General features: G+C 38.9%; 11 protein-coding genes, 1 tRNA gene and 1 rRNA gene (1 of these 13 running past the window's edge). 2 read left to right on the top strand and 11 right to left on the bottom strand.

What is annotated here, in order from left to right; translation table 11 throughout:
* Positions 1 to 31: 31 nt before the first annotated feature.
* The 11 genes from BkAM31D_RS01435 to BkAM31D_RS01385 form a co-directional block, all read right to left on the bottom strand.
* Positions 32 to 874, bottom strand: coding sequence for a ComEC/Rec2 family competence protein (locus tag BkAM31D_RS01435; RefSeq protein WP_085449715.1), 843 nt, complete (start codon positions 872 to 874; stop codon positions 32 to 34).
* 277 nt (positions 875 to 1,151) lie between these two features.
* A complete protein-coding gene (locus BkAM31D_RS01430; RefSeq protein ID WP_085449714.1) occupies positions 1,152 to 1,463 on the bottom strand; it encodes a hypothetical protein in 312 nt (103 codons plus the stop codon).
* Positions 1,464 to 1,523: 60 nt separating this feature from the next.
* Positions 1,524 to 3,710, bottom strand: coding sequence for a hypothetical protein (locus tag BkAM31D_RS01425; RefSeq protein ID WP_157076898.1), 2,187 nt, complete (start codon positions 3,708 to 3,710; stop codon positions 1,524 to 1,526).
* A 303-nt stretch (positions 3,711 to 4,013) separates the two neighbouring features.
* Positions 4,014 to 5,030, bottom strand: a complete 1,017-nt coding sequence (gene tsaD, locus BkAM31D_RS01420) for a tRNA (adenosine(37)-N6)-threonylcarbamoyltransferase complex transferase subunit TsaD (protein WP_066158558.1) — start codon at positions 5,028 to 5,030, stop codon at positions 4,014 to 4,016.
* Positions 5,017 to 5,484 carry a ribosomal protein S18-alanine N-acetyltransferase gene (gene rimI, locus BkAM31D_RS01415; protein WP_066158556.1) on the bottom strand — a complete coding sequence of 156 codons (468 nt, stop codon included), beginning with the start codon at positions 5,482 to 5,484 and terminating at the stop codon, positions 5,017 to 5,019. Before rimI ends, tsaD begins: the two co-directional genes overlap by 14 nt.
* Positions 5,477 to 6,193 (bottom strand): tRNA (adenosine(37)-N6)-threonylcarbamoyltransferase complex dimerization subunit type 1 TsaB, encoded by a 717-nt coding sequence (gene tsaB / locus BkAM31D_RS01410; protein WP_066158555.1) that lies wholly within the window; start codon positions 6,191 to 6,193, stop codon positions 5,477 to 5,479. The genes rimI and tsaB overlap by 8 nt, the downstream gene beginning before the upstream one ends.
* A complete protein-coding gene (gene tsaE / locus BkAM31D_RS01405; RefSeq protein WP_066158552.1) occupies positions 6,190 to 6,645 on the bottom strand; it encodes a tRNA (adenosine(37)-N6)-threonylcarbamoyltransferase complex ATPase subunit type 1 TsaE in 456 nt (151 codons plus the stop codon). Before tsaE ends, tsaB begins: the two co-directional genes overlap by 4 nt.
* A gap of 4 nt (positions 6,646 to 6,649) precedes the next feature.
* On the bottom strand, positions 6,650 to 7,642 hold the full coding sequence (thiL, locus tag BkAM31D_RS01400) for a thiamine-phosphate kinase (RefSeq protein WP_066158550.1): 993 nt from the start codon (positions 7,640 to 7,642) through the stop codon (positions 6,650 to 6,652).
* 178 nt (positions 7,643 to 7,820) lie between these two features.
* A tRNA-Met gene (locus tag BkAM31D_RS01395) sits at positions 7,821 to 7,893 on the bottom strand.
* Positions 7,894 to 7,989: 96 nt separating this feature from the next.
* Positions 7,990 to 8,105: ribosomal RNA gene (gene rrf, locus BkAM31D_RS01390) — 5S ribosomal RNA — on the bottom strand.
* A gap of 172 nt (positions 8,106 to 8,277) precedes the next feature.
* Positions 8,278 to 9,420: a trans-sulfuration enzyme family protein gene (locus tag BkAM31D_RS01385; protein WP_066158548.1), complete on the bottom strand. Its 1,143-nt coding sequence runs from the start codon at positions 9,418 to 9,420 to the stop codon at positions 8,278 to 8,280.
* A 356-nt stretch (positions 9,421 to 9,776) separates the two neighbouring features.
* Here BkAM31D_RS01385 and mgtE point away from each other — a divergent pair, with 356 nt between their 5' ends.
* A complete protein-coding gene (gene mgtE, locus BkAM31D_RS01380; protein ID WP_066158545.1) occupies positions 9,777 to 11,138 on the top strand; it encodes a magnesium transporter in 1,362 nt (453 codons plus the stop codon).
* A gap of 131 nt (positions 11,139 to 11,269) precedes the next feature.
* Positions 11,270 to 11,454 carry the beginning of a DedA family protein gene (locus BkAM31D_RS01375; protein ID WP_066158544.1) on the top strand. The gene runs 418 nt beyond the window's last position, so the window shows 185 of its 603 coding nt (coding positions 1–185); its start codon is at positions 11,270 to 11,272; the stop codon falls past the right edge of the window.

The raw sequence follows: 11,454 nt of genomic DNA, 5'->3' as shown, positions 1-11,454 counted from the left end.
TTGAGATACCCCTTTTTGACACTTTATTCCTTCATCTTTCTGTTTTAATCGTCAGTGACTGTCCGTCTGAAACAATGAGTATATTGCCATTTATGCCCGTTGAAACGACTCTGCTTCCTGTTTTCTCATATCGACTATACGCTCTTTTGCTTCTTAAATTATTCATACTAATGACTGTATAGCTTGGTTGCACGGTTTGAATAAATAAATTTGATGAGGAAGTCCTCTTCCCGTGATGCGGGGCATCTAAAAGGTCAACATGTAACTTTTCCCCTTTGAAGTTTACGAGCTTTTCCTCTTGTTTTTTATAAATATCTCCTGTGAATAAAAACGTCTGATCCCGATACGTCACTTTTAATACAAGTGACAGATTGTTAATGTATCTTGTAGATAATTTCTTTTCTTTACGGGCCTTTTCAAGGGCTTCATGACTAGGACTAAGCACTTCAACAGATACTTCTTTCCCTAATGAAAAATGGTTACCAGCTACGACATAAGTTGGTGTTACATTTCTTTTTTGAATGGTATTCAAAAAACGAGCATAAGCACTTGTAGTATGTGGCAGTTCTGGCATCAAAAGCGTACCAATCTGCTTCGTCTTCAAAATCGTTTCATAACCACCAATATGGTCATGGTGTGGATGAGTAGCAACCGCTACATCAATCCGATCAATTGACAAGTCGTTCAAATACTTATTTAATTTATGACCTGTTGCTACAATGCCAGCATCAATTAACATCGACTTTCCATCAGGGCTTACTATTAAAATGGAATCTCCTGATTTTTTGTCCGATTCTAGATTAAAGTATCGAATCTGCAATTTTCCTTGATGAAGATCTTGATTAAATATTTCCGCCTTTCTTAACGGTCTCACTTCTCCTTCAGACAGGAACTTTCGATGTTCGAAAACGGGACTACTTCCCCTGAACTAAATTGAAGCATAACCATAATTGCAATGAGCAACAAACGAAAATTCATAGTCCCCTCCCTCTTTCTCCTGTAAGGGTAGTCCACCATAGTTATATCGTGACGAAAACATCACAGTTCTCTTAACAGTTTCTCTCAGCAGGACTAAATTATGAGTCTTTTTCGACATTTTCTTCCAAAAAAAAAGAGTGAGCTAACAATTAAGACGTTAGCCCACTGAAAAATTATCTATTCACTTGAGAATGTTCTTCCTCTTCTTTTTTTGCCTGCTTTCGATCAATATTCCATTTCACAAATGCATATACGACAAAAATCCATAGAACAGGATGCGTAATCGTTAATCCAATTTGTGATTGCCCACCTACTACTGTGTATAAAGCTACAAAAGCTAGAACATATAAGATAAAAAATAGGTCATGCTCAAATAATGGAACATTGACTTTTCTCTCGCTTTTTCTTGGAATCAAAAGCTCAGCAACAACGGCTCCAATAAAACATAAAAACAACAATATATAAATGATACGTGGCTCAATCATCCCCCTGTTAATCTTGGGAAATAATCAAAGGCTAGGCTAACAGCTAAAATTATAAGAACGCTAATCCTCAACTGTCTGGCTAGAATTAACCGTTTTTCCAACGTCAAAATGATTCTCCTCCTTCTTGGCAGACAACCAATAATAATGAGCTGAGACTACACAGAACATTGACGTTGCTGCCGCGACAACCCCAGAGTCATTTAATAGGAGTAATGCAAAAGAGGAAACGACCCCTGTTTGTAAAAAAAGCTGCTTCTCTTGTCCTTCAAGCTGTAATCTTTTTCGCCAAAGGATAACTGCTCCAAGCAAATAGCTTGTGACAAACAATTGAGTCCAATTGGAATGACGGAAGATCTTGAGGTTCATTGCCATTTTCCGCTGAATAATATCTTTTATATAGAGGAAATCGCCATCAAGTAGCCTCTCAAACGCTACTCCTATATGTGTTTGTTCTCCCGTTAATTGTAGCATATACAAAAATAAGAACAATACAGAAACGACTCCCCCACATAAGAAGACGACTCTTTTCCATGATACGCTTTGAAAGATAACTCGATAAAGCAAGAAAGAGAACGCTAGTCCTGCCGCTAATGTTGCTCCAGCATTAGTTCCTAGAGTACTTTTTCCCAGTACAATCGTTAAAATAGTGGACATAGCTGCAATAAGTATTACCGTTACCTTGCGTCGGTTCCCCGCTAAAGCAGGTTGCAAAATCATGAATGCTGAGATCAAATACACACCAGCAAACTCATTGCCAATACCATAATACCTTGCTCCAATGATAGGATCATACCCTAAATAAGAACGTTGCATCAAAGGGGAGCCAAGACTAATATCAATAGTAATCAATAAAAACGTAAAACTGCCAATTAAAAAAATCGGAATTTGACTAAACTTCTCAACAAGAAATCCACTAACAAAGGAGCCACCTATTAAAGCCAACACAAATCCAGCTATTCCTAATTGATCAACAAATCCCGCGAGTGCCAGAAACCAAAATGGAGACCACAGTGCGGATAACAAAATTAAGCGAGTAATATAGCGCCAAAGCTGCCTTTTCCTTGTGCCAAAAAAACCGTATAAGGCAGCAGTGATTAAAGCGATGACTAGACACGAAATATAAATAGAAAGAACACGAGCACGACTCTTATAAATAAGGACCATTTCATCTACTCGCTTCAATACTGGACTTTTATCAAACTCTCCCACACTCGTTTGTTTAATCACATTCCCACTGTATTTCACTTGATCAGCTAATCCAAATGAAGACAGCCAAGTAGGAATAAGATCAATACTACTTACTAAATAATCTTGTTTCGTTGTATTGGAAGTAAGAAAACCACCTCTCTTTTCTTGGTCACCCCAATAAAAAACGGGAGCAAGTTGCTTTTTTTCATCATAAGCTTGTTTATTCATCATAGGAGCTATCACCCATATCTCATCAGCATACATTTGTGCATCCGAAACAAAAGTTGATAAATGTTGTAATCGTTTTTCCCATTCCACTTCGAAATGTTTTTCTTCCATATAGGATTGCTGTTCGAATAAACGATATAAGTCGCCCCACTCAACAACAAAAAACTGGCTATCATCCACATCTGTTGACAGCTTGTGCATAAGATAATCATGGTTCATTTCTAAGCCAAAAGGAGTACCAGCCTGTTTTTGAACAGATTCAGAGAAATCCCCTGACACGATTCCATTACGGTCAAGAGCTAAGAGCGATCCATATCGAACCTTTTCCTCAGAAGTATCACTATGTCCAAATACTTGACGATCAATGTTGTTTCTCATCAAGAGTTCACCAAAGACACCAACTTGGGCTTTATGTGTAGACTCATTGTTTTTCCTTTGCAACCGATGCATATGAGGATGAACTAGCCCATCCGTTTCACTGATTCCCGTTAGCTGGTACATCCATTCACTGGCCGTAAAACCTTTTTCACTTAAATGTTCATCTGCTTCATAACTATTCCACTCCTGTACACCAACAGCCTTAGCTCCACTAGCAATTGAAACCATATTGTTTAAGTATGAGTATGGCCCATCAGGTCTTACATTCATCGCCCCAAAAGTAGATTCTTTCCAAACAGCTGCCTGATCATGCTCAATCAACCACTCTGCTTCATTAAAAGACATTCCGGGCACCACAAGTACAAGAACTTTCCTTCCTGCATCTGTGTGACTATCCACAACTGAAACCAACATAAAACTACTAATAAGTAAAAAGAAAACCTTTCTCCACATCACACTCTACCTTTTCGGCTAAATTTTCTGACATATCCACAATATCCACATAGTTATTCACAATAAAAACCCCTATTTTATAAGGATTCTAAAAGTTACTCACATTATCCACTGTTTTATCCACAATAAAAGTTAGTCACAGACAAACTACTACCAGCACTACTTTTTTCCTACTTACTCACATTTTTAACAAGCTTGTGGATAATATTTGTGCACAACAACCAAATGTCACATCTTTTTTGCTTCCCCTATAAAAAAACCACTTAATGGTAGCATTTGCTCCAATAAGTGGTTTTAAACATTTTATTGTAGTTCTAAATCAAGTCCTGGATTTCCATTTAAATCAAAAGAGGCAAACTGCTTTTTCCTCAATTTACTTTGCGCTGCGGCTCCAATCATCGCTGCATTATCTGTACAAAGAGATAGAGGAGGAATAACAAGCTCAATATTAGATTTAGCAAACTGACTTGTCAAAGCTTTTCTTAGTCCCTTATTGGCAGCAACTCCTCCTGCTAGAAGAAGTTGCTTCGGCTCATACTGCCGGGCTGCACGTTTTGTCTTTCCTACTAATACTTCGATTACACTCGCTTGAAAACTTGCTGCAACATCTTCAATGATCATCTCTTCTCCTCGCTGTTTAACATTATGTAACGTGTTAATCACAGCCGACTTTAACCCGCTAAAACTAAAGTCATATGAATCTGGTTCTAGCCAAGCTCTTGGCAACTCAATCGCTTCTTTCCCTTCATGGGCAAGACGGTCAATATGAGGCCCTCCCGGATACGGTAATCCGAGCGTCCTTGCTACTTTATCATAAGCTTCCCCTACTGCATCATCTCTTGTTTCACCGATGATTTCAAATGAACCATCTTCTTGCATGTATACTAATTCCGTATGCCCTCCTGAAACAACGAGCGCTAGCAAAGGGAATTCTAAAGGTTGTACTAATTGATTTGCATATATATGGCCAGCAATATGGTGTACACCTATAAGCGGGATATCATGTGCATAAGCAATAGCCTTTGCAGCATTTACTCCAATTAAAAGGGCGCCAACTAATCCTGGACCTTCTGTAACAGCAACCGCATCTAAATCACTAAATGTAACATTTGCTTCTGTCATTGCTTGTTCTATGATTAACGTAATTTGTTCAACATGATGACGCGAAGCAATCTCTGGTACAACTCCACCAAAACGTTTGTGACTTTCAATTTGAGAAGAAACGACATTGCTTAATATCGTTCTTCCATTTTCAATAACAGCTGCAGATGTCTCGTCACAGCTTGTTTCAATTGCTAAAATGATTTCATTCGCTTTCATTTACATTCACCCACATTACTAACGCATCCTCTAAATTATCAGCGTAATAATTTTTTCTTACTCCACCTTCACGAAAACCAACTTTTCGATAAAGGTTTTGTGCTACAGTGTTTGACACACGAACTTCCAAAGAGAGTTGCGTTACTCCCATCTGCTTCACAAATGCTATCACATAGCGCAATAATTGCTCGCCATGATTTCTGCCTCTAACACTTGAGTGGATCGCAATATTTGTAATTTGAGCCTCATCCATCACAATCCAAAGTCCACAATAACCAATGATCTCGTCATTCAATTCATATACTAAATAGTGAGCAAATTGATTTGATGTTAACTCAGTCTTAAAAATACCAGGATCCCATGGAGTAGGAAAAGCATCACGCTCCACCTTCATTACCGCTTCTATGTCCTCCATTGTCATAAACCGTATTTCAGCTTTTTCTTGTTCAATCATTTGAGCCGCTCTTTTCCTTATTAGCATTAAGCCAATTCTTTTCTGCTTCAGCTAATTGTAGGTAGTTAGGGACAAATTCATGCGAATGCGGATAGTCTTTTTGCTCATTCCCAAGTCTAGCTAATTCTGCAGCACGAGGAAGCGTCATCGCTCCTACCGCAATAAGTGCCTTCTCTTTTAACTTTTCCTCAATTAATGAACGGTGTAGCTCAACGTCTTGACCAATAAACAAAACAGGCTTATTAAGTCCATCCAAATAATCCAACCAATCCTCTAACATTCGTAATTTATCTTCACCGATTAACTGTACAGACATTCCCTCTGCCTCGTAATGCCCCGTGTATACTTGGCCACGTCTAGCATCCATAATTGGCACGATCACTCCTTGAAAAAAGCGACCTGTTTGTGCCATCACCGTTAAGCTAGATACCCCAATAACTGGTATATTTAACGACCAAGCTAATGTTTTCGCCGTAGTTACGCCAATGCGAACCCCTGTATATGAACCAGGTCCATTCGCTACGACCACACGAGTTAGTTCCTTAGCTGTTACACCGACTTCTTTTAAAAGCTTATTAATAGCTGGCATTAAGCGAATCGAGTGGTTTTTCTTAATATTGGTTGTTACTTCTCCAAGTGTTCTCTCTCCGTCCGTTATCGCGATCCCCATCACAAATGAGGACGTATCAATTGCTAATGTCTTACTCATACTCGTAGCTCCTTTAAAATGTTGGACGAGCGCGTTCCTGTTGGTTGTATCTCGATAGTACGACTTTGTTCTCCTGTATGAAAAAGGGAAATCATTAGCCGATCCTCTGGTAATTGAGAGGAAATCATACTTGGCCATTCCACAACAGAAACACCTTCTCCATAAAAATATTCGTCAAGCCCTAAATCCTCGCTCTCATCTTCCATTCGGTAAACATCCATATGATAAAGAGGGATTCTTCCCTTATACTCTTTTATAATCGTAAAAGTCGGGCTATTAACGACACGTTTCACCCCTAACCCTTTTGCAAAACCTTTCGTAAAACTTGTCTTCCCAGCTCCTAAGTCACCTTCAAGAGTTATCACATCACCTGGTTGTACCAGCTGTGCTAAACGCATTGCTAGTTCCATTGTCTCCTCGGGAGATTTTGTTTGCAAACTCCAGTGCTCCATCTTTTCACCCACGTTTTTGAAAATGATTATATCCTTGCTTCTCTAATTTCAGTACTTGATCGTTATTGCTTAAATAAACATTCGGCTGACCTTGTTCCACATAGCCAATCACTTCAAACATAAGCCCCTGCTCTTCGAATTCCTTCCTTACTTGATCGGCTTTCTCTTTAGCAACTGTCCCAATTAACACAAAATCTTCTCCACCAAACAACGCCCACTCAAGCTGTTTCTCTCTATCATAATGTCTCATCGCCTCATGGATAGGGAGCTTATTCCCTTCGATTACAATAGAGATGTTGCTTGCTTCTGCAAGCTCATTTGCTTCACTAGCGACACCATCACTGACATCATTAAGCGCGCCGCGATACAGAGAGTTTACAAGTATCTGTCCGTGCGCAACATGCGGTATAGGCTCTTGATGCTCTTTAATAAGGTCTTGTTCCGCTAAAGAAAATTCACCGTCAAGCCCTCTTTCTAAAAGCAACGCTAATCCAGCAGCAGACTTTCCAACATACCCCGTTACAAATAAAAGATCTCCCGCTTTTGCTTGGTTACGGTACTTTGCTTCACCTTTTTTTACTCTTCCGATCACTGTAACAGTTAAAACAAGTGGTCCATCTGTCGAAACCGTATCTCCACCTATTAGATCCATATTATAGAAATCGGCTAGTTCAGACATCCCTTTATATATTGTCGAAAGCTCCTCTTCTGTCCACGAAGACGGAACTGCAATTGAAACGAGATAATATAAAGGGGTTGCTCCCATCGCCGCTAGGTCGCTAACATTGATTGCAAGCCCTTTTTTACCGATTTGAAATGGTGTTAGTGTGTCACGACGAAAATGCACACCCTCGACCATTGTATCAACACAAACAACTTCATCCGTCTCATTAGAACCTCGATAAACGGCTGCATCATCGCCTATTCCATAAATAAGAGAAGGTTGTTTTGTTTGCTTAGGAGAAATATTTGAAATAAACGCAAATTCATCTTGCATCTGAATTGACCCTCTCCTTCATACTTTAAATGCTCTAAGAACACTTCTCTTCTAAAGCGTATCTCTTTTAGTTTAGCCGATTTTCATTAAAATGCATAATAAATTTAACAAAACTAAATGAGTATGTATGCCAAAAGAAAAAAACCAAAGCATCTTGATGCTTTGGTTTTTGATGGTATTGCGGGGGCGGATTTGAACCACCGACCTTCGGGTTATGAGCCCGACGAGCTACCAGACTGCTCCACCCCGCGTCGTTATAAAGTATTTCACGTCGATGTTAGCGATGCTTACTTGACTACCTTCATAGTATATCCATCTTCATAACATCTTATACAAAGAAATTATCAGCCTGGCAACGTCCTACTCTCACAGGGGGAAGCCCCCAACTACCATCGGCGCAGAAGAGCTTAACGACCGTGTTCGGCATGGAAACGGGTGTGACCTCTTCGCTATCGCCACCAGACTGTTAAATTCTTTTCAACAGAACTTATCTTACCACATCGTCTTTCACTTTACAAGTATTTACTTAAAAAAGATGAGTAATAGAGAAGCAACTGGAAAAGATCCGAAAGTAACCCCTTTTCAACTGCCTCTCCGTAAACACTTTTGAGTGTCACCTCGCATCACCTTTTGCTTTATTTAGCTTGTTCAATTGCTCCAATAAAAGCCTCAATAATGTCTTTCTCATCTTCAATTCCTACGGAAATTCGAACCAATTGCTTTCCTATCCCTAGCTCATTACGCAATGTTTCAGGGACTGTGCGATGAGACGTTCGTAATGGATAAGAAACGGTTGTCTCAACACCAGCAAGAGTTGGTGCGATCTTTACCCATCCTAAAGATTTAAAAAATTCTTCTACGTTCACTTGTTCAGCTAGATCCATACTTACCATCGCACCATTGCCTTTTTCTGAAACAAATTTTGGGTAGTAAACTTCTTCTACTCCTTCATGAGCTTGTAAAGCTTCTGCGAGTGCCTGTGCATTACGGCTTTGCCTTTCCATTCTAACGCTTAATGTTTTCAATCCTCTGCAAGCTAACCATGCCTCAAACGGGCTTAAATTGCACCCAAGAGTAATGATTTTCGACTTGGCTTTTGCAATTAAATCTTGTTCGCCTACTAATACACCAGCAGTCACGTCACTATGTCCACCAATATATTTAGTTGCACTATGAACGACTAAGTTTGCACCTAATTTGGTTGGTTGTAATAAGTAAGGTGTCGCAAAAGTATTGTCAATCATTGTCTTAATTTTCAATTCTTTCGCAAGTGCCATTACCTCTCTTAAATCCTCAACACGCAAAAGTGGGTTAGTAACAGACTCCGTGTAAATAAGAACCGTTTTATCTGTAATGGCTTCTCTAACCTTTTGAATGTCCTCAAAAGATACAAAGCTGACTTCAATACCAAAATTCAATAGTTCTTGTGCAAATAGTTGATACGTTCCCCCGTAAAGATCATCTGATGCTACTACATGATCACCCTGATTTGCTACAGCCAAAATACCAGCTAAGATTGCTGACATTCCTGAAGAGGTTGCAACTCCATCTTCTGCTTCTTCTAAAATAGCAATGCCTTTCCCTAAGTCATCAGTATTTGGGTTGCTATATCTAGAATATAAATATTCCTTTTCACCTTCAAAAAAACTCTCCATGTCATCTAAATCGGTAAACACGAATGCTGAAGTTTGATAGATTGGTTTCGCCTTACTTGTGTTTCGTGCTGGTTCCTTTGTTTGGAAGTGGACTGTCTTCGTATTAAAGTTAATCTCGGTCATTTCTTCATCCCCTAAATAAACGTTTGTTTAATTCATTATACATTAAGATCTCTTTCGGTCTCTAATCGTTTGATACAGTATACCCTCTACTTATTAGAATAGTTTGATTTTATCGTAAATAGGTGCTTCATTCAACAAGTCTATTAACCTATCGATGTAAACACGCATATAATCTAGAGTGAGGATTGTACAAAATTAAACAACCTATCGCCTCACAACTGAGTGAGGTGTTTTTTATTTGTTAAGGAGGTGCATGTATGAGTAAACAGCCAGAACCCGAACCCTTTCTCGATTTTTTAACTTATCGCATGCACCTAGCTAGCATGTGTTGATCAACCAAATAAGGAGGTCATAACATGGATAGACTTAACAACGAAGCACGTGAAGACTACGCGAACCATTTACTTACTTTGTTAAAAGATAATAAACATGCTAAATTCCGTATCGACTTTCTAGAACTTCACCCAATCGACCAAGCTGAATTTTTTATCACACTCGATAAAGACGAAAGACAAACACTCTATCAAATACTAACATCCGAAGAAATGGCAGGAGTGTTTCAAGGCTTAGACTTTGAAGAACAAAAAGATTTAATTACAGAAACAGATCAATATTATGCTGCCAATATGATTAACCATTTATATGCCGATGATGCCGCAGACTTTTTATCTGAGTTAGAACACAGCGAAGCACAAAAACTGTTAAAAGCAATGAATTTAGAAGAAGCAAATGATGTAAAAGAACTTATGGCTTATCCACCTAAAACAGCTGGTGCCATTATGACAAAAGAGTTCATTTCTTTGTCGTCTACAAATACCGTACAAGAAGTCATAGAAAAACTACGAGCAGAGGGTCCTAATGCAGAAACCATCTATTATCTATATGTCGTTAACCCTTCTAACCAATTAGTTGGTGTATTGTCCCTAAGAGACCTTATTACAGCTCCATCAGATATACGGGTAGAAACTTTGATGAGTCCTAGAGTTGTTTCTGTAATTGCCTCAACGAACCAAGAAGAGGTAGCGAAAATAATTAAAAAGTATGACTTTCTTGCTGCCCCTGTAACAGATGATGAGGGAGTTTTATTAGGAATCGTTACGGTTGATGATGTGATTGATGTGTTGGAAGATGAGGCTACAGAAGATTTCGGGGACTTCACTGCTTCAAGAGGCGCTACAGATGTTAATGTTACTTCTTTCAAAGCAGCACGTTTACGCGCTCCATGGATTGTCCTTTTAATGTTTTTTGGTTTAATAACAGCAGGTGTTATTGACCAATTTGAAGAAACGCTTAATCAAATCGTTCTTCTAGCAGCCTTCATCCCACTACTAATGGGCTCTGCCGGTAATGCAGGAACTCAGTCTTTAGCTGTTGTCGTTCGAGGGCTTGCCCTTGGAACACTAGAGAAAAAAGGGTTATTTCAAACCTTACTTAGAGAGTTTTACACCGGGATGATGATTGGCCTTATTTGTGCAGCTTCATTAATGATTATCATCCCGATTTTTTATGGGAATTTAATGCTTGCTTTCATTGTTGGAATATCAATTTTCTTCTCCCTTAGTGTAGCAACCGTTATTGGTGCAATTGTTCCTCTTATTATAAACAAACTAAAATTAGATCCAGCTTTTGCCTCGGGGCCGTTTATTACAACCGTGAATGACATCTTAGGGCTGATAATATATTTCACCATCGCAACGGCACTGCTTGATTTACTATAAGATAAAACATTTAAGAGTAGCTTGGAATTTAACTGAGCTACTCTTTTTTTTATCCATTTCTAATTACAAGCTCGTTTCGACAGATTTTTTTAGCTATAATTAGTGTAGCTTCTACAGAATAGGAAGATAATATGGAACTTATAAAACACCTTATTTTTGAATATGGCTACTTCGGTATTTTTATTGCGCTTGTTGGAGGAATCGTTGGTCTCCCTGTACCGGATGAAGTGTTATTAGTAAGCATCGGATATTATGCTTACCTTGGCAAAGTAGGGCTTGTCACTGCGATTGCTAGCTCTTATTTAGGTTCAATCAT

Source organism: Halalkalibacter krulwichiae (assembly GCF_002109385.1).
Classification (GTDB): Bacteria; Bacillota; Bacilli; order Bacillales; family Bacillaceae_D; genus Halalkalibacter; species Halalkalibacter krulwichiae.
This window is presented reverse-complemented; position numbering and strand designations above follow the sequence as displayed.

Bases quoted from the DNA above. Each gene is read 5' to 3' on its own strand.
- BkAM31D_RS01430 (WP_085449714.1), bottom strand. From the start codon at position 1,463: ATGATTGAGCCACGTATCATTTATATATTGTTGTTTTTATGTTTTATT.
- BkAM31D_RS01425 (WP_157076898.1), bottom strand. From the start codon at position 3,710: ATGTGGAGAAAGGTTTTCTTTTTACTTATTAGTAGTTTTATGTTGGTT.
- tsaD (WP_066158558.1), bottom strand. From the start codon at position 5,030: ATGAAAGCGAATGAAATCATTTTAGCAATTGAAACAAGCTGTGACGAG.
- rimI (WP_066158556.1), bottom strand. From the start codon at position 5,484: ATGATTGAACAAGAAAAAGCTGAAATACGGTTTATGACAATGGAGGAC.
- tsaB (WP_066158555.1), bottom strand. From the start codon at position 6,193: ATGAGTAAGACATTAGCAATTGATACGTCCTCATTTGTGATGGGGATC.
- tsaE (WP_066158552.1), bottom strand. From the start codon at position 6,645: ATGGAGCACTGGAGTTTGCAAACAAAATCTCCCGAGGAGACAATGGAA.
- thiL (WP_066158550.1), bottom strand. From the start codon at position 7,642: ATGCAAGATGAATTTGCGTTTATTTCAAATATTTCTCCTAAGCAAACA.
- BkAM31D_RS01385 (WP_066158548.1), bottom strand. From the start codon at position 9,420: ATGACCGAGATTAACTTTAATACGAAGACAGTCCACTTCCAAACAAAG.
- mgtE (WP_066158545.1), top strand. From the start codon at position 9,777: ATGGATAGACTTAACAACGAAGCACGTGAAGACTACGCGAACCATTTA.